19 protein-coding genes are annotated in these 16,266 nt (G+C 62.6%); 13 read left to right on the top strand and 6 right to left on the bottom strand.

Annotated elements, in window-relative coordinates; translation table 11 throughout:
- The first annotated feature begins 82 nt into the window (after positions 1-82).
- Complete coding sequence (locus WNZ15_RS22940; protein ID WP_342895361.1) at positions 83-316, top strand: hypothetical protein; 234 nt, start codon at positions 83-85, stop codon at positions 314-316.
- A gap of 258 nt (positions 317-574) precedes the next feature.
- Here WNZ15_RS22940 and WNZ15_RS22945 read toward each other — a convergent pair whose 3' ends face one another.
- Together WNZ15_RS22945 and WNZ15_RS22950 are read right to left on the bottom strand one after the other, a co-directional pair.
- Positions 575-862: a GIY-YIG nuclease family protein gene (locus WNZ15_RS22945; RefSeq protein ID WP_342895362.1), complete on the bottom strand. Its 288-nt coding sequence runs from the start codon at positions 860-862 to the stop codon at positions 575-577.
- A 238-nt stretch (positions 863-1,100) separates the two neighbouring features.
- Complete coding sequence (locus WNZ15_RS22950) at positions 1,101-1,274, bottom strand: hypothetical protein (protein ID WP_342895363.1); 174 nt, start codon at positions 1,272-1,274, stop codon at positions 1,101-1,103.
- A 401-nt stretch (positions 1,275-1,675) separates the two neighbouring features.
- On the opposite strand from WNZ15_RS22950, the gene WNZ15_RS22955 reads away from it, so the two are divergent.
- Entirely contained in the window at positions 1,676-2,863 is a 1,188-nt protein-coding gene (locus WNZ15_RS22955; RefSeq protein ID WP_342895364.1) for a DUF1176 domain-containing protein, read from the top strand.
- 35 nt (positions 2,864-2,898) lie between these two features.
- On the opposite strand, the gene WNZ15_RS22960 is transcribed toward WNZ15_RS22955, so the two are convergent.
- The gene (locus tag WNZ15_RS22960; RefSeq protein ID WP_342895365.1) at positions 2,899-3,255 is read right to left on the bottom strand and encodes a hypothetical protein; all 357 of its coding nucleotides are present in this window, start codon (positions 3,253-3,255) and stop codon (positions 2,899-2,901) included.
- A gap of 262 nt (positions 3,256-3,517) precedes the next feature.
- On the opposite strand from WNZ15_RS22960, the gene WNZ15_RS22965 reads away from it, so the two are divergent.
- A complete protein-coding gene (locus WNZ15_RS22965) occupies positions 3,518-4,993 on the top strand; it encodes a hypothetical protein (RefSeq protein ID WP_342895366.1) in 1,476 nt (491 codons plus the stop codon).
- Positions 4,994-5,076: 83 nt separating this feature from the next.
- Here WNZ15_RS22965 and WNZ15_RS22970 read toward each other — a convergent pair whose 3' ends face one another.
- The gene (locus WNZ15_RS22970) at positions 5,077-6,078 is read right to left on the bottom strand and encodes an NAD-dependent epimerase/dehydratase family protein (RefSeq protein ID WP_342895367.1); all 1,002 of its coding nucleotides are present in this window, start codon (positions 6,076-6,078) and stop codon (positions 5,077-5,079) included.
- Between the two features lie 96 nt (positions 6,079-6,174).
- Positions 6,175-6,477, bottom strand: coding sequence for an ATP-dependent Clp protease adapter ClpS (gene clpS, locus WNZ15_RS22975; RefSeq protein WP_342895368.1), 303 nt, complete (start codon positions 6,475-6,477; stop codon positions 6,175-6,177).
- Positions 6,478-6,847: 370 nt separating this feature from the next.
- Here clpS and WNZ15_RS22980 point away from each other — a divergent pair, with 370 nt between their 5' ends.
- From WNZ15_RS22980 to WNZ15_RS22995, 4 genes are all read left to right on the top strand, one after another.
- On the top strand, positions 6,848-7,408 hold the full coding sequence (locus WNZ15_RS22980; RefSeq protein WP_342895369.1) for a chalcone isomerase family protein: 561 nt from the start codon (positions 6,848-6,850) through the stop codon (positions 7,406-7,408).
- Between the two features lie 28 nt (positions 7,409-7,436).
- Complete coding sequence (locus WNZ15_RS22985; RefSeq protein ID WP_342895370.1) at positions 7,437-8,723, top strand: MFS transporter; 1,287 nt, start codon at positions 7,437-7,439, stop codon at positions 8,721-8,723.
- A gap of 35 nt (positions 8,724-8,758) precedes the next feature.
- Positions 8,759-9,127 carry a DUF6665 family protein gene (locus WNZ15_RS22990; protein WP_342895371.1) on the top strand — a complete coding sequence of 123 codons (369 nt, stop codon included), beginning with the start codon at positions 8,759-8,761 and terminating at the stop codon, positions 9,125-9,127.
- A 275-nt stretch (positions 9,128-9,402) separates the two neighbouring features.
- Positions 9,403-10,338 (top strand): DUF1402 family protein, encoded by a 936-nt coding sequence (locus WNZ15_RS22995; RefSeq protein ID WP_342895518.1) that lies wholly within the window; start codon positions 9,403-9,405, stop codon positions 10,336-10,338.
- Positions 10,339-10,341: 3 nt separating this feature from the next.
- On the opposite strand, the gene WNZ15_RS23000 is transcribed toward WNZ15_RS22995, so the two are convergent.
- Entirely contained in the window at positions 10,342-11,004 is a 663-nt protein-coding gene (locus WNZ15_RS23000; RefSeq protein ID WP_342895519.1) for an MBL fold metallo-hydrolase, read from the bottom strand.
- A gap of 209 nt (positions 11,005-11,213) precedes the next feature.
- On the opposite strand from WNZ15_RS23000, the gene WNZ15_RS23005 reads away from it, so the two are divergent.
- The 6 genes from WNZ15_RS23005 (at position 11,214) to WNZ15_RS23030 (ending at position 16,231) form a co-directional block, all read left to right on the top strand.
- A complete protein-coding gene (locus tag WNZ15_RS23005) occupies positions 11,214-12,311 on the top strand; it encodes a DUF1176 domain-containing protein (RefSeq protein WP_342895372.1) in 1,098 nt (365 codons plus the stop codon).
- Between the two features lie 214 nt (positions 12,312-12,525).
- Entirely contained in the window at positions 12,526-13,425 is a 900-nt protein-coding gene (locus WNZ15_RS23010) for a cold-shock protein (protein ID WP_342895373.1), read from the top strand.
- A 178-nt stretch (positions 13,426-13,603) separates the two neighbouring features.
- Positions 13,604-14,128 carry a GNAT family N-acetyltransferase gene (locus WNZ15_RS23015; protein WP_342895374.1) on the top strand — a complete coding sequence of 175 codons (525 nt, stop codon included), beginning with the start codon at positions 13,604-13,606 and terminating at the stop codon, positions 14,126-14,128.
- Positions 14,125-14,973: a 23S rRNA (adenine(2030)-N(6))-methyltransferase RlmJ gene (rlmJ, locus tag WNZ15_RS23020; protein ID WP_342895375.1), complete on the top strand. Its 849-nt coding sequence runs from the start codon at positions 14,125-14,127 to the stop codon at positions 14,971-14,973. Before WNZ15_RS23015 ends, rlmJ begins: the two co-directional genes overlap by 4 nt.
- A gap of 94 nt (positions 14,974-15,067) precedes the next feature.
- The gene (locus WNZ15_RS23025; RefSeq protein ID WP_342895376.1) at positions 15,068-15,514 is read left to right on the top strand and encodes a cytoplasmic protein; all 447 of its coding nucleotides are present in this window, start codon (positions 15,068-15,070) and stop codon (positions 15,512-15,514) included.
- A gap of 30 nt (positions 15,515-15,544) precedes the next feature.
- The gene (locus WNZ15_RS23030; RefSeq protein WP_342895377.1) at positions 15,545-16,231 is read left to right on the top strand and encodes a ribonuclease T; all 687 of its coding nucleotides are present in this window, start codon (positions 15,545-15,547) and stop codon (positions 16,229-16,231) included.
- Positions 16,232-16,266 lie beyond the last annotated feature (35 nt).

Here is a 16,266-nt window from a genome sequence, read left to right on the forward strand (position 1 = left end):
AATACGCAGAGGGCCGCGACCACTTTCAATCATTACCGCCGCAGGCTAACCTTCCCCGAATACCAGTTTTTTGGAAAAGTTCATGCGCGCCATCCTGGCCATTCTGGGTGCCATAATTGGTGCCGTCGTCGGATATGTCGCAGCCTTTGTGGTCGCCTATCCGATCTTCGTCGCCATAGACGGCCCGGACAGGGACGGCGGCATCGCCATGGGCATCGCTGTAACCGTCGGGCCGCTGATGGCTGTCGTCACGGCGATCCTTTGCCTCTTCCTCATGCTGAAACTGGTCAAGCCGAAGGCCCGGCCGGGGCAGTAGACAAGAGTTAAAGCGGACATGCCTTCGGCAGGAAGAACCCGCTGGGTTCCGGGTCGGCGCGCAGCTTGCGCTGCACTTGCCCGGAATGACGGCGGTTGGCGGTGTGTTTCAGCCTCTCCACCGTCATACAGGGCAAGTGCAGTGGTGGTTGGATTTTCGCGCAACCCTCTCCACCCGTCATTCCGGACGGTCTGCAGCGAAAGCTGCATGGCCAGAGCCGGAACCAAGCGGATCAGCGTGAGCGCAGCGAACTCCACTTCACGCCAGCCCTGTCGCCGTCAGGTCCAGCCAGTCCGGATTGCTCGCCTCGATGAGGTCGAGCTTCCACGCCCGCTTCCATGTCTTCAGCCGCTTCTCCCGCGCGATCGCGTCCTCGATGCGGGCGTGTTCCTCGGCGTAGACGAGGCGGGTGACGCCATGGGTCGTCGAGAAGCCAGAGATCAGGCCGTTTTGATGTTCGAACATCCGCCGCGGCAGGTCCGTGGTCACACCGATGTAAAGCGTGCCGTTTCTGCGTGAGGCGAGGATGGTGACATGGGCGGGCATGCCTCAAGTATTTCGGGTGCGGCGGTGTTTTGCAATCTGGATCTGGACATGCCTTCGGCATGACAGATGCGCTGGGTTCCGGGTCAGGCCATGCAGCTTCGCTGCAGACCGCCCGGAATGACGGTGGTGGGATAGGTGTTTCAGCCTCTCCACCATCATTCCGGGCAAGTGCAGCGAAGCTGCGCGCCGACCCGGAACCCAGCACATCAGCGTGAGCGTAAGCGAACTCCGTTTCCCCTCAGATCCCCTTGAACAGCACGCCGGCCGCCAGCACGGCCCAGGACGCGATCAGGAGGTAGATTGTGGACACGCCGACGGCGGGCACGGCGATGCCGGCGAGCGGCAGGACGGCAATGACGAACAGTGCCAGGGAAATCAGGAAAACGATAAAGGACGGGGGTGTCAGTCGCATGGCTGCCTCATGAAAAATCGATCGATTGAAGAAACTCGGGGCGGACCGGAAAGTCCGGCCGCCTGCGCCCATTCGGAGCGCCGCGGCCACATGAAATGGACCGGTGAAGATTGTCAATGACAGAAGTGCCCTGTGGTCCGCATTCCCGCGCCGCCGCTTTCTTTGGATCCCCGTCGCTCGGCCAAGGCCGAGGCAACTGCGGTCCGGTCGCTTCCGCCGCCCGCCCCCTGGGCCGGCCCGCCAACCGGTGACCCTCCCCCAAAAGGAAGCCATTGACTTCCCGGTCGTCGCCGCCAAAGGTGCCGTGAAGCATTCGGGACAGACAGGGGCCGGTTTCGAAGGTCCTGAACCATGGACAGGCGATGGAGTTTACCGGTCATCGCACGGGGGAGATATCGATCATGCGTTTTATCTTGACGTTGCTCGTCAGCGCTCTGGCCTGCGGTCACGCGGCTGCGGAACTCGGCAAAACCGGCTTTGACGACTGGGCGGTGTCCTGCAACGCCAAGAATTACTGCATTGCCGAAACAGCGGGCGAGGCCTCCAACGGCGAGGCGTTCCGGCTGAAGATCGAGCGTGGTGCCAAGGCGGAGAGCCAGGTGTATGTGACCTTCGATCCGGCAACGAAGCTGCAGACCGGTCTGCCGGCACGGATCGAGATAGAGAGCATCGAAGAGGAAAACTACGGCTATTTCGGCACGGTGAGCAAGGTTTACAAAGGCAACGAGATGACCTTCGGCGGTGACGCGGACCGTGACCTGATGGAAAAGCTGCGCATGGGCGAGGTGGCGGCCATCCAGATCGAGTTCGGCGGCGCCACCGGCACGCTGACCTACCGGGTGTCGCTGTCCGGGATCACCCACGCCCTTCTGAGAATTGACGAGGAACAGGGCCGCATCGGCCGCCTCGACGCAATTGTCGCCTGGGGCGGCCTGCCGGCGGAACAGGAAACGCGCATCGCGGCCGCCCCACAGACCGCAAGCCCGGCCAAACCGCAACCCGCTGCCCCGGCAGTTCCCCCGGCGCCCCAGCAGAGTGACCTGCCGCCGCCGATCATGCCCTCGCAAGACTTGAACAACAGCGGCATCGACCGCGGCGCGCTCGGCCAGGTTTATGCGGTGAGCGAGATCCCGGACTCCATCCAGATGATGGGTTACCGCACGCTCGACTGCCAGCTTGAGGAGACCGTGCCCGCGTTCGGAGCGAAATATTTCGCCGAAGGCGACGTCGAGACCTGGATCGTGCCCTGCCAGATGGCCGACGCCAACGTGCCTTACTACATGGCCATCCACATCCCGTTCGATCCCTCGCTCGACGAATGGAAGGAATTCGAGACCCCGCCGGGCTTCAACCAGCCCAACCACGCGCTGGTCAACAATCTTTTCTATGATCCGGACACGGGCAACGTCACCGGCACCACCTATTATTCGCCCAATTACGACTGCGGCGCCTTCGAACGCCACGAAGTCGAGGCCGAAAGCGGCAATTACACTCTGGTCGAATATCTGGAAAAATCCGGCTGTGACGGCGTCACCGGACCGCCCGAAGGCTGGCCGCTCAACTGGACCATCGACGAAATGGGCGGCTGAGATCGACTGTTCCCGGTGAGCGGCCCTTCCGGTTGTCAGTCGCCGAACAGACCGTGAAAGGTCGCGCATTGCACCACCATGACGCCGTTCATGGTCCGGGCATTCATGTCGATGACGATCTCCGCATAGGCGGACTCCGATCCCACGATATACTCCAGCTCGGTCCTGCAATCATCGAGGCCGCCGTCGGATTCGATCAGGATTTCATCCGCGGCGCCCCCGCCCGGGGCGACCTTCAACGTCAACCCGGCCGGATTCTCGTCAACATGCTCGAGCATCGCAATGGCAAGGATGTCCTTGCCGGCGATCCGGTAGGTCACGAATTGCTGGTAGGCCGAGGCGGGCACGGCAAGGACGAGGCAGATCAGGGCGGCGGGAATGAAAGAACGCATGCGGAGCTCCGGAGGGCTGGGGTCGAAATGGCGCACGGGCGGTATGGACCGCGCGGGCAAGGGCAGGTCATCGCCGTTAACCATAGGCGCAATTCCGTTAAAATACCGGGGATATCTGTCTTTTGAAGGTAACACTTAACAATGTATTCTCGACAAGAATCCCGCTGAGTCGTTGAAACCCACCCGTCTTATGGGTTAAAAAAGAATGAACGTATTGCGTATCTCTCACCGGCGGCTCCGGTGAGGAAGTCAGGAGACAGGAATGGGCATTTTCTCGAAAACCTCGCGCCCCGGCGACAGTCAGGAGCAGCAGGTCGAGACCGGCACGGATGACACCGACATCCAGGCCGCCATTGAGACATCCGGTCAGAGCAATGTCGAGCATCTGTCTCCGTTCGCCCTGAGAATGCAGGAAAAGATGAACCAGCTCGACGGTCTGAAGACCCGTGTCGGCGGGCTCAATCAGACCTTCGAGCAGATGGAAGCCTTCGCGGCGGAAAGCCAGACCTCGATCCGCATGATGGCGGAATTCCTGGAAGCATCCCGCACGAGCGTCGAGACCGAGGTCCGGCTGAAGTCGGAAAACGCCAAGATCTCCACCGACCTGCTCGATGCCCATCACAAGGTGAAGACGCTCACCACCCAGCTGGAAGACGCCCAGGCGGAAGTCCATTCCCTGCGCAAGCGCGCCACCGAGACCCGGACCGCACTGGAGACGGCGCGCAACGACATCGTCTCGATCCGCGACAACAACAAGAAGGTCAACGAGGAATACCGCCTCCAGAGCGCCAAGCTGGTCGAAGCCAATTCCCAGGTCTCCGACTTGTCCGGTCAGCTCAACGACCTCAAGGCCAAGTTCGAGACTCTCGAGAAACATGCCGAGGGCCTCGGTTCCGATCTGGAAGCCGTCCGGCACCGGGAAAAGGAACTTCAGCAGAACCTGTCCGAAAGCGCCAAGCTGCTGGAAGACGAAGTCCGCAAGAACAACCAGGCCTCCAGCGATCTGGAATCGGCCAAGCGCGAACTCGGCGAGTTCCGCAACGACAATATCGATCTCAAGTCGCATCTGGACGTCACCAACCAGGAACTGGCCTATGCCAAGTCCCGGCTGGAGGAAGAACAGCGCAAGCACGACAACGAGGTCTATGCGCTCAATGCTGAAATCGAGAACCTCTCCTCACAGCGCCGCATCGGCGCTCAGTCATTGCAGGAGATGGCGCGCGAGAATTCCACTCTCAAGGAGCGCAACCGGGACCTTATCAAGCGCATGCAGGAAATCGAACACCTGCTCGACAGCGCTCAGAAGAACCACGAGAAGGACCGCAACGAGCTGATGGCGACCACCGCCAAGCTGCGTGAACTGAACCTGCGTTACAACTCAGCCCTGACGGACCTGAACCACCAGCGCAATCAGAACCAGAAATTCGCCGACAACCTGGAAGACCTCATCGAGGAAAACAAGCGCCTGCAGCGCTACAAGATCCAGGTCGACACCGCCAACGAGCAGATCGTTCAACTCAAGTCGGTCATCACCAACTACCAGATGGCCATGGAAGGCAAGGGACCGGCGGAAGAGCTCGGCATCACCCTGGGTGTCGATCCTGCCGTGGAACTCGGTATCACCGAGCCGCTGCCGAGAGAATTCGAGCCGATGAACATCGATGCCGACGGCGACGATGGCCCCGATGACGACGCACCGGGCGGCGGCGACGACAAGATCGTCAAACTGCGCGACTAGATTGGCCGAAAGGCATTGACGGACATGACTGTCGAGACAAGGCCCCGGGCGCATCGTCCGGGACCTTGGTGCATCGAAACCGGTCAGAGAGAGACGTGAAGCCGGCGGGCACGGGCCCGCAAACCATCGCAGATGGCGCGCAGCTCTGCCTCGACCGAGCTTTGCTGACGATAGCCGAGCGCGCGGATGCGGCTGTCGTCAAGCAGGCAACCGGCTTCGGTCGGGGACCCGTCACGCACAGGGTGCAGACCGGTGGTCCGCCCCACTGCCCGGAACACGCGGCCGGCAATCTCAAGCGCACTCAACCGCTCTTTTCCCGCCACATTCAATATTGTCAGGGTCTCATCGCCGGGTTCGCTGGTTGCGACACGGCCGATGGCCGCAGCAAGGTCGTCGACCGGCAGAAATTCCCTCTCCCGGACGCCCGCGCCTTCGATCGCCAGGCGTTGGCCTTTCAACGCATTCATGACTAGTCCGGGCAACAGCTGGTCCGGTCGCTGCCCCGGTCCGACCGCATCCGCCGGGCGCAGGATTGTTGCCCGCAAGCCCTCATGTGCCGCCAGCATGACCGCCTCCTCCGCCATGGCCTTCGACACCGCATAGGGGGTCACCGGCTTCAGCGGCGCGGTCTCGTTCAAGGTTCTGGTGGAGGGGCCGTAGACCTTGCTGGAACTCACGTGAATGAAGTGCTTCACCCCCTGCTCCCGCGCGATGGTCAGGAGAGTTTCCGTACCGGCCACATTCACGTCGAACATGCGCTGCCGCTCGGCGGAGGTGCCAGCCATGCCGGTTTCCGCCGCAAGGTGAACGACCGTGTCGCAGCCTTGAAGCGCCGCCGCGACATCATGCCTGGACCGGATGTCGCCGCGCATGACCGGCAGTCCGCCGGTTTCACCGGCCGGGGCAAGGCGGCGAAAATCGGCGGCACGGGTAAAGCCGTCAAGAATCCACGTTTCGCCGGCCTGCTCAAGCCGGGCGAGATGCCGGAAAACGCGCGCGCCGATAAAGCCGAGGCCGCCGGTCACGACCACCTTGCGCAAGGCACTGTTCTGTTTCGGAGCAAGAGGTGTCTCGCGGGGTTCCATATCGGCACAATTCCTGAAATCTGCAGTATCTGACTGCAGCTTCAGCAGAATTCATGCCAGCGGCATCGCGGGAGATCCTGTCCCCGCGTGACCGGACTATTCCGGCTCAACGGTGAATTGAAGCGGATAGCCAAGCTTGCCCGCGGCATCGACCGCGCGTGTCGCCTTTGTTTCGGCAACATCCTTCGGATAGACGGAGACCACGCACAAGCCCTTCTGATGAGCGGTCATCATGACCACCTCCGCCTGTGCCAGATCAAGTCCGAACTCCGCCTTCAGCACCAGAACGACGAATTCCCGCGGCGTGTAGTCGTCATTGAGCAGCAGCACCTTGTACAGCTTCGGCCGCTGCACCTTGGTGGCCTGCTTCAGTCGCGGTTTCAGATCGGTGTTGCTCATGACCACTGGCCCAATACCAAAGATAGTTGACTGGAGAACGCTTGCCGCGCCCCTCGCGCTGCTGTTCGCACACCCCCGAGAGCATGCGCGAAACGGCCTCGAAAGGGTCTGCGGCACCCAACAGTATAATGCATCGCGAAATCGAAGAAAACATGACGGTGGCCGTAACGGCACTTTCATGCGGCGGGCCGGAGACAATCTGCCCGATTTCCGGGTAGTCGCTCCCGTGACAGTTGAGTTGTCCGGCGGGAAATCCGTCGCAATCGGGCATTTCCTCCTGCGCAGCGTCCTTCCTGCAATCCGGAAACGAACGTCATGCGTAGTCTTGTGGCACCTGACCGTCGTGTCACCACCGGAGGATGACTGGAAAATGCCCCGCTTCGACTTGCCTGACATTCGAAAACCCCTGAGGGCAGTGCTTTGCGGCCTGCTGCTCGCAGCCACTCTCACGGCGACCGATGCGCGCGCCGATCTTGCAGCAGTAGCTAGCGCCGTGCCGTCAGCCGAGCTTGTCGGCAAGGGGCGCATGACCATGTTCGGCTTCAAGGTCTTCGACGCGGAACTCTATGCGCCGGGCGGCACCTACCGCGCAGCCGACCCGTTTGCCCTGAAACTGATTTACCTGCGCAATTTCAAGGGTGAGGACATCACCGAAAGCTCGATCAAGGAGATCCGCCGCCAGGGCGGCGCAACCAGCGGGCAACTGGCCTCCTGGGAGAAGCAACTGCGGCTCATCTTGCCGAATGTCTCCAGGGGTCAGTCGCTGACCGGCGTGCGTACCTCCGGCGGGGCCACGGATTTTTACAGCGGCAGAAGAAAACTCGGCACGATCAACGACCCGGCCTTCACGAAAAAGTTCTTTGCGATCTGGCTGGGCAATTCGACACGCAATCCGCGCCTGAGGGCAAAGCTGGTCGGCGCCGGCGCGTGACGGCCGCCTCAGGCCCGGAGCAGGCTCCGTGACAGATCAACCGGCGCGCCCGGTCACGCGAGCGACCCTTGCCGCATATGGCGTCATGGCCTTTCCCCTGGCCTTTGCCGGGTTGCCGATCTATCTGCACGCCCCCGACTTTTATGCCGTGACCTTGCAGCAGCCGGTCGCCGCGCTGGGATCCGTCCTTCTGGTCCTGCGCCTGATCGATGCCTTGCAGGATCCGCTCATCGGCAGTCTCAGCGACAGATTTCATGACAGGCGCCCCGCAATCCTCGCGATTGGCGCGGTGATGCTGGGTCTGGGGTTCTGGATGCTGTTCCATCCTCCCGCCACGCTGCCGCTGCTCTGGTTCGCGGGATCGGTCCTGGTCTGCACGACAGGCTTCTCCGTGGTCTCGATCAACTACCAGGCGCTGGGCGGGCTCTGGCGGGCGCTGCCCGCCGATCGCACCCGTGTGACCGCCAGCCGGGAAGCCTTCGGTCTAGTCGGATTGCTGATCGCGGCCATCCTGCCGACCGTTCTGGCAAGCGGCGGCAGTCCGGCACGGGCCTTTCACTGGCTTGCGCTCGGATACCTCCCGGTGCTGGCCATCTGTTACGGAGTGCTTGTCCGGTGGATGCACACGGCCCCGCTCACACCACCGGAAGCGGGACGAGACGGCACGGGCTGGTGGACCCTTCTGCGGGACCGCTGGCGCGGGCTTTTCTTCGCACTCACGGGCCTGAACACCTTCGCCAGTGCTGTTCCCGCGGTGCTCGTCCTGTTTTTCATCAGGGACCGCCTGGATGCCGAAGCATATACAGGGCTGTTTCTGCTGATATATTTCCTGTCCGGCGTTCTCTCGATGCCTCTGTGGACGCGCCTTGCACGAGGGCTCGGCAAGGTGCGAGCCTGGCAGATCTCCCTCGCCGTCGCCATCCTCACCTTCAGCGGAGCGGCATTTCTGCAGCAGGGGGATCTGATCGCCTATGCGCTGGTCTGCGCGTTGTCCGGGCTCGCGCTGGGCGCCGATCTTGCGCTGCCCCCCGCGATCCTTGCCGATCACATCGAAGCCGACCGGCGTCAGGGGGAAGCCTCACGTCTGTTTTCGATCATGGCTTTCGTGTCGAAATCCGCTCTCGCGCTCGCAACCGGCCTTGCCCTGCCCCTGCTCGGACTGTTCGGCTATCAGCCCGATGGCGTGGTCACGCCCGGCCTCGCCTTGGGGCTGAGCCTCACCTACGCAGGCATACCCTGCCTGCTCAAGCTTCTGGCGCTGGTAGGGCTGATCGTGTTCGAAAAAGACCTTGCCCTGAACAGAACCCCCGTGTGATTTTTGGAAATGTCCGTCACGACCGGTAGCACGCCATGACCTTACGACCGCCCGCAAACGCCGGATCCGCCGGCACGGACCCTCTTGCCGCTGCCCTGGAACAGGAAATCCTGAACGAGAAGGCATCGACACTTGCTAGGCTCACCGGAAAGCTGGAACGGGCACTTGCGGGCCTGAAGGAGATCGAGACGGCGGAGGGTCCGGCCGCAGGCGCGTACCAGAAGCAGCTCGCCTTGGCGGGGGAAGCGCTCTGGCACGTAAGCATTCAGCGTGAGTTGTGCGGCTTGCGTGGGCACACCGCCTTTTACGACTTCATGGGTGTACCAAAAGCGGTGCGTCTGCGCATGGGCCCGGCCAGCAGCACCCTGAAGTCGCAAGACCCCGGTCAAACGCAAGGGTTGTGACCGTCATCACTTCTTTGTTGATGCCCCCGCGCTACAGCAAGGAACCTGTTGCATCTTGAGTGCGGCAGTGGTCTTTTCTGGGGGCAATTTGCAGGATGAAAGAATTTCGGTGGCAATTGGCGGGCTGTGGGGGACAGCTATGGCTCGTCGGCGCGAAGGTTTGTTCCCGTCGCGTCATACACAACAATGGCAGACGCAGAACGGTCAAGATGTGCACGAAGACCCCTCAGCTTAGCTTCGCCGCCCGACTGGCGAGCACATGTCTGCTTGTCGCGATGCTGACCGGCCCGCTCGTGCTGCCGGTCGCATTCATCGGCGACGCGCTGGCGCAATCGGTCCGGGCCGTACCCGAGGGCAACCGGTACCGGTCCCAGCCGAAGATTCCCTTCGCCTCTTCCCGCCGGACCGCCGCCTCGAAATCCTCCTACGATGCCAAGTTCGACAAGGTCCTGGCGGTTCTCAAACGTGACCGGCGCCTGCTCGGATCCATCAAGCGTGTGGCTTCCCGGTACGGCATCGAGCCGATCCACCTGATCGGCGCCATTGTCGGGGAACACACCTACAATTACGACACGCTCGACAGTGCCCAGTCGTATTACGTCAAGGCGTTGTCCTATGCAGGTATCCGCTTTGAATTCGAACTCGACGGCGAGCATGTCGACACCTTCATCGAGCGCCCCCAGTTCGACCGCTGCCGCAAGGAGCACGTTCAAAAGAGCAGCGACCGGCGCTGGTCCTGCTACGAGAATGTCTGGAACAGCAAGTTCCGGGGCCGCAAGGTCGATGGCACGCGCTTCCCGAAAAAGAATTTCAACGAAGCATTCTTCCAGCCCCTGTTTTCAGGTCAGAGCTTCGGCCTCGGGCAATTGAGCCCGCTCACGGTGCTGAAAATGACGGACCGGGTCGCCCGCCAGAGCAACTACCGGAAACTGGAGGCCTCCAATCCCAGGGAGGTCTACAAGGCCACCATGGATCCAAACATCTCGCTGCACTACATGGCGGCGATCATCCAGGATGCCATCGCCGCCTACAAGTCCGTCGGCAAGGTCGATATCTCGGGAAATCCCGGCCTGACGGCCACGCTCTACAATCTTGGCGATCCCTGGAGCCGGGCTGCCAGGTTCCGGCGCAGCGGCCAGGCCTGGCCCCGGGAAAACTACTACGGCTGGCTGGTCAACGACCGTATCGAGGATCTGCAAGCCCTGTTGTAGACCTCATGTCAGAAACGGGTTTGTTTCGCGTTCATGACCGATCGACGAGGCCTGTCCGTGACCGGGCAGGAACGAGACGTCATCGCCGAGCGGCAGCAGTTTTTCCTTGATGGAGCGGATCAGCGTGGCGTGATCGGCGCCCGGCAGGTCGGTACGGCCGATCGATCCGGCAAACAGCACATCTCCCGAAATCGCGAACCTGAGTTCCTTGTCGAAGAACACCAGATGGCCGGGCGAATGTCCGGGACAATGCAGCACGTCGAACTGGCGCCCGGCGATCTCGACGGTGTCACCTTCCACCATCCAGCGGTCGGGCGTCACCGGCCTCACACCATCGACACCGAACTGCGCCGCCTGGTCGGCAACCCGTTCGATCAGCGGCCGGTCGGCTTCATGCGGGCCTTCCACGGGCACCTTCAGTGCTTCGGCCAGATCGGCGGCCCCGCCGACATGGTCGATGTGCCCGTGGGTCAGGACAATCTTTTCGACCGTGACACCCTGTTTCTCGATGGCTGCGAGAATCCGGTCGATATCGCCGCCCGGATCGACCACCGTGCCGCGCAGGGTGGCCGGGTCCCAGATCAGCGAACAGTTCTGCTGGAATGCGGACACCACGATGACCATCACCTGGATCGGCGGAAAGTCGCTGTCGCCCGGCTCGGCCATGCCGGAATTCTCGTTTTCTTGCGGCATGACCGCCTCCTTGTCGCAACTTTCAGGAGCAGTTCCCGTTACACGAAACTGTAACAAATACGGGACAACGCCACCCGGTGTCGTGTTTCTGTTCACTAGCGGCTTCACCTTGCCGCGTGCATTTCGTACAAGATGAATGGGCCTGTGAGAAGATGCCTTACACAATCGGGTAGCCGGACCTTATGACGCCAAGACTGTTGACACTGCTGATCTCCGCCGCAGCGGCTCTGCTGACCGCCACGGGTGTCATGGCGCAGCCGGGCAGGACGGCGCCCAGTTTCGAGGGGTGGACAGTCGATTGCGGCAATACCGGCGTCTGCTTTTCCTCATCCTTCACCCGCAGTCAGTCTGTCTGGGTCGATCTCCGCATCGTCCGGGACTGGCAGGCGGAAGCTCAGCCTCTCGTCCGCCTGACGACCAACACGCCGCTTCCCAGTGAAGGCACCCTGCGGTTCGAGCTTGACGGCGCCGCCATCGAGGCGCTGCCCATCGAACAGCTCCGGGAAATGCAGCCGGCCGTCAAGACACCGGCCGGCTTCCGCCCGCTCGGCGGCGAAGGGTTCTGGTATCCGACCGGCCCGGCCACCACGACCCTTCTGGAGGCCATGCGCACCGGCAGGGAACTGACGGTCCACTTGCCTGCCGCCAAGGACGCCGACCCGGTCGCAATCCCCGTCCCGCTGCAAGGCGTCAAGGCAAGCCTGCTGTGGCTCGACAATCGCCAGAACCGCACCGGAACCTTGTCGGCCATCGTCGCTCCCGGCACTGACCCTGCCACGGATGCGCCCCATGCGATCGCTCTCATGAGTGCCGACCAGCTTCCACCGGAAGTCGCGGCGGTCTGGTCGGCCAACCGCCTGTGTTCCCGGATCGATCCGACCATCTTCACCAGCCTCAATGCCGTCAGGGTGCCGCTGGCCGAGGACGCCTCGCTCTACATCATCCCGTGCGGCGCGCCCACGGCCTACAACAGCCCCTATGTCGCGGTGCTGTCCGGCAAGGATGGCGCGGCCCGGCAGGTCCAAGTCGCGCGCATGTCCGAGAAGGGGCCGGTCGCAACCGATCTGATCTACAACGCCAAGTGGGTCCCTGCCGATCAGCAGCTGATCAGCTACTTCAAGGGCTCCGGTGTCGGTGAATGCGGCCTCTGGAACCGTTGGGTCTGGAACGGCACCGGCCTCGTGCTTCTGGAGGAGGCCACCAGAACGACATGTGACGGTACGGCACCCGACTTGTCCAATTGGTCAAGCACCTGGCCTCCCCAAAAGGCCCCGAATTAGCGCGCGGCCCAAGGATTTTCTTGCGATTTCGTCTTTTCCGACCTTATGATGATGGGGCAGCGGTTGGAGAGGGATGCGGCAAGTTTGTTTCAACCCGCTCCTGGAATGTTGATCAGGCGCACACCGTGCGCATGAGGAAAGCGACTCGACTGAGAAGGCGGGTGAGATTGGTCGTTATGTGCCATCACGGCACAGAAACTAAGGTGATTTGGTAATGCACGATGGCGATTCGGACCGGAGGTCGCGTGGTCGGCGCGGCGGCAAGCGCGAGTTTGGCGGTCCGCAAGACTTCGGCAGTGACTTTGGCGGAAGCGATTTCGGCGGTGATTTTGGCGGTGGCCGGGACGGCGGCTACCGGGGTGGACGAAGCGGTGAGTTCGGAGGCGGCCACGGCCGCGACGACAGGAATGGCGGTGGCTACGGCGGAAATCGTGACGGCGGTGGCGGCTACGGCGCCAACCGGCAAGGCGGTGGCGGATACGGCGGCAACCGTGACGGCGGTGGCGGCTACGGCGCCAACCGTGAAGGCGGTGGCGGATACGGCGGCAACCGTGAAGGCGGCGGCGGATACGGCGGCAACCGTGAAGGCGGCGGCGGATACGGTGGCAACCGTGAAGGCAGCGGCGGATACGGACAGCGCGAAGGTGGCGGTGGCTACGGCGGCAACCGCGCGGGCGGTGGCGGCTATGGCGGCAATCGTCAGGGTGGCGGCGGATACGGCAACCGCGAAGGCGGCGGCTACGGCGGCGGCGGTGGATATGGCGGCAACCGTGAAGGCGGCGGTGGCTATGGACAGCGCGAAGGCGGCGACGGCTTTCGCCAGCCGCGCCAGGACGGGCCACCGATGGAACGCGGTCCGCGTCAGTCCGGAACTGTGAAGTTCTTCAAGTCCGACAAGGGCTTCGGCTTCATCACGCCGGAAGAAGGCGACACCGACGTGTTCGTTCACATTTCGGCCGTGGAACGCTCCGGACTGTCCTCGCTCGACAGCGGCCAGCGCATCTCGTTCGAGACCGAGCCGGATCGGCGCGGCAAGGGACCCAAGGCGGTCAACCTGCAGGTTCTCGAGGAAGACGGCAGCGACGCGCCGGACACTTCGCCTGCCGGAGAATAGGCCCTGACGGGACTGTCTTCGTGACGCAGGATTTTTCCCTTCACTTCAGGGCGCGGCATCGGCTGCGCCCTTGTTTATTTAAGGCATGTCTGCGCGGACACTGTTCACGAAGTTCCGCACCGCCTATAAGGCGCCGTACCGCGACGGTGAACATGACCCGTTTTTACCAGGTGACTTGATGGCATCAGACGTTCCCTCCTCCCCGATCATCCGTCCGTTTCTGCCGGGCGATCTCGACCGGCTTCTGCAAATCAACAACGCTGCTGTTCCGAACGTGAACGGTCTCACCGCCGAGGAACTGCTGGACCTCATCAACGGCGCGCTGATCTGCCTTGTTGCCGAAATCGATGGCGTTCCGGCCGGTTCCCTGCTGTGCCTTGGCGACGGACTGGACTACGACAGCCGCAATTATCGCTGGCTCAGCGAGCGCGTTTCCCATTTTGCCTACACGGACCGGATTTCCGTGGACGCGGACAGGCGCGGCCGCCAGATCGGCGATGCGCTCTATGCCGCGCTGTTCCGGAAGTTCGCCGGAACAGGCAGAAGTTTCATCTGCGAAGTCAACGAACGGCCGCCCAATCCGGGGTCCCTGCGTTTTCACAACCGGCTGGGATTTGAGGAGATCGGCCGCGCCGACCACGGCGACAAGGCCGTCGTCTACCTGAAGCGGGCGCCCGAACCCCAGTCCGGCATCGCATCGTGAACTACCGCCACGCCTATCACGCCGGCAATATCGGCGATGTCCTGAAACACATCGTTCTGTCCCGGCTCATCGTTTATTTCCAGCGCAAGGACAAGCCCTTCCGCGTCCTGGACACCCATGCCGGCATCGGCCTGTACGACCTGACGTCAGTGGAAACCCAGAAGACCGGCGAGTGGCAACAGGGCATTGCCAAGGTGCTCTCGGCGGATACCCCGGAGCCTGTCGCCGCCCTGCTGGGGCCCTGGCTCGGCGTCGTGCGTGACCTCAATCCGGACGGCAAACTCCAGTATTATCCCGGTTCCCCGGTCGTCGCACGCCAGCTGCTGCGAAAGACTGACCGTCTGACGCTGACGGAACTCCATCCGGAGGATTTCAGGGTCCTCTCGGAGCAGTTTGCCGGTGACCACCAGGTCAAGACGATCCATCTGGACGGCTGGCTGGCCATGGCCGGTTTTCTGCCGCCGAAGGAAAAACGCGGTCTGGTTCTGATCGATCCGGCCTTTGAGGTGACGGACGAGTTCGACCGTATGGGCGATGCGCTGGTCAGGGCCTTCAGGAAGTGGCCGGGCGGGACCTATGCGCTCTGGTACCCGCTGAAAGATGTCCGGGAGATCCGCCGGATGCACGCAAGCCTCAGCGAAGCGGGCCTGCGGGATGTGCTGACGCTGGAACTGAGCACCGGCAGGAGCGGCCCCGACACGAGAATGCTGGGGTCCGGCATGACTCTGGTCAATCCGCCTTACACACTTGCCGATGAAATGCGGCTGGTTCTGCCTTGGCTTGCCGATGTGTTGCATCAGGGACCGGGCGCAGGCTGGAACGTTACGCAACTCATCGTCGAATAACGCGGCGACCGGTCACAATTGACCGGATCTGCGCTTGACCTTCCGACCCGCCTCCCCCATCGTCTCCACACAGTCCCCCTTCCGGAGTTTAGCCGTGCGATTTGCCCGTTTCGTCCGTTTGACCCTGTCGGCGCTGACCTTGAGCGCTAGCCTTTCGGCCCCGGCCATTGCCGACGATCATCGTGTCTATTTTTCGTTTTCCAGCGAAAACCGGCTGCCGGTTTGCACCGCGGCTTCGGTAAAGAGCGCTGTCTCGGGCGCCATTGCCCGGGCCCGCAAGGACTACTACGGCGGCCGCACGATCCTGAGCCTCGACGAGATCAGTGAAGTCGGCTACGGGCAGAACGGTGTCAGCCCGGTGGCGCGCCGGTATTGCCGGGGCAAGGCCGGTCTTTCCGACGGCAGTTTCCAGTCCGTCCAGTACATGGTCGAGGAACACGCCGGCTTTGTCGGTGTCGGCTGGAACGTCGAAGCCTGCCTGTCACCGCTCGACACCTGGCGGGTCTATGGCGTCGGCTGCAGCACCGTGCGCCCGCACTGAGCCGCGGTTCATAGCGAAAGACCTTTCCGGATGTCGCGATCGACCCGTTGCCGGGACTTGCCGGCCCGCCTTCTGACCTTCTGCCTCCTGACCATCTGTCTGCCGATCATGCTGCTCGGCCAGCCTGCCAGGTCAGATGAAGCGGGCGATTTCGATTTCTATGTTCTGGCCCTGTCCTGGTCGCCCACCTACTGCAAGCAGGAAGGCCAGAACGCCAGCCGCCATCAATGCGACGTCAGCAATGCGTTCCGCTTTGTCGTTCACGGGCTGTGGCCGCAATACGAGCGGGGCTACCCAGAAAGCTGCCCCGGTGCGCCGCAGCGCATCGACCGCCGGATCGCCGTGTCCATGGAAGACATCATGCCGAGCCACAACCTCGTGTTCCATCAGTGGCGCAAGCATGGCACCTGCTCGGGACTGCCGCCCGAGGAGTATTTCGACCTGACCCGCCGGGCCTATGGAAAGATCACCGTTCCCGGCGTATTTCGCACCCTCGACAAGCCGGGAAAATCAGCCCCCGCAACGGTCGAGAAGGCCTTTCGCCTCGCCAACTCCGGTTTGAGTGAAAACGGCATGGCCGTGACCTGCGACCGGGGAGAGCTCGAGGAAGTCCGGATCTGCCTGACCAGGGATCTGGAATTCCGGGCCTGCCGCGAAGTCGACCGGACCGGTTGCCGGTCCGGCAAGCTGACAGTTCCACCACCACGCCCCCGATAGGCGTCCCTTTAAGTGCCCAGTTAGGCGCCCCCATT

Origin of the sequence: Roseibium sp. AS2 (assembly GCF_038900065.1) — a bacterium.
Lineage (GTDB): Bacteria > Pseudomonadota > Alphaproteobacteria > Rhizobiales > Stappiaceae > Roseibium.

What these genes read in the sequence shown, in the direction of transcription:
- WNZ15_RS22940 (WP_342895361.1), top strand. Translation starts at nt 83, where the DNA reads ATGCGCGCCATCCTGGCCATTCTGGGTGCCATAATTGGTGCCGTCGTC.
- WNZ15_RS22955 (WP_342895364.1), top strand. Translation starts at nt 1,676, where the DNA reads ATGCGTTTTATCTTGACGTTGCTCGTCAGCGCTCTGGCCTGCGGTCAC.
- WNZ15_RS23000 (WP_342895519.1), bottom strand. Translation starts at nt 11,004, where the DNA reads ATGGCCGAGCCGGGCGACAGCGACTTTCCGCCGATCCAGGTGATGGTC.
- WNZ15_RS23015 (WP_342895374.1), top strand. Translation starts at nt 13,604, where the DNA reads ATGGCATCAGACGTTCCCTCCTCCCCGATCATCCGTCCGTTTCTGCCG.
- WNZ15_RS22945 (WP_342895362.1), bottom strand. Translation starts at nt 862, where the DNA reads ATGCCCGCCCATGTCACCATCCTCGCCTCACGCAGAAACGGCACGCTT.
- WNZ15_RS22950 (WP_342895363.1), bottom strand. Translation starts at nt 1,274, where the DNA reads ATGCGACTGACACCCCCGTCCTTTATCGTTTTCCTGATTTCCCTGGCA.
- WNZ15_RS22960 (WP_342895365.1), bottom strand. Translation starts at nt 3,255, where the DNA reads ATGCGTTCTTTCATTCCCGCCGCCCTGATCTGCCTCGTCCTTGCCGTG.
- WNZ15_RS23005 (WP_342895372.1), top strand. Translation starts at nt 11,214, where the DNA reads ATGACGCCAAGACTGTTGACACTGCTGATCTCCGCCGCAGCGGCTCTG.
- WNZ15_RS23030 (WP_342895377.1), top strand. Translation starts at nt 15,545, where the DNA reads ATGTCGCGATCGACCCGTTGCCGGGACTTGCCGGCCCGCCTTCTGACC.
- WNZ15_RS22980 (WP_342895369.1), top strand. Translation starts at nt 6,848, where the DNA reads ATGCCCCGCTTCGACTTGCCTGACATTCGAAAACCCCTGAGGGCAGTG.
- WNZ15_RS22970 (WP_342895367.1), bottom strand. Translation starts at nt 6,078, where the DNA reads ATGGAACCCCGCGAGACACCTCTTGCTCCGAAACAGAACAGTGCCTTG.
- WNZ15_RS22990 (WP_342895371.1), top strand. Translation starts at nt 8,759, where the DNA reads ATGACCTTACGACCGCCCGCAAACGCCGGATCCGCCGGCACGGACCCT.
- WNZ15_RS22995 (WP_342895518.1), top strand. Translation starts at nt 9,403, where the DNA reads ATGCTGACCGGCCCGCTCGTGCTGCCGGTCGCATTCATCGGCGACGCG.
- WNZ15_RS22965 (WP_342895366.1), top strand. Translation starts at nt 3,518, where the DNA reads ATGGGCATTTTCTCGAAAACCTCGCGCCCCGGCGACAGTCAGGAGCAG.
- WNZ15_RS23010 (WP_342895373.1), top strand. Translation starts at nt 12,526, where the DNA reads ATGCACGATGGCGATTCGGACCGGAGGTCGCGTGGTCGGCGCGGCGGC.
- clpS (WP_342895368.1), bottom strand. Translation starts at nt 6,477, where the DNA reads ATGAGCAACACCGATCTGAAACCGCGACTGAAGCAGGCCACCAAGGTG.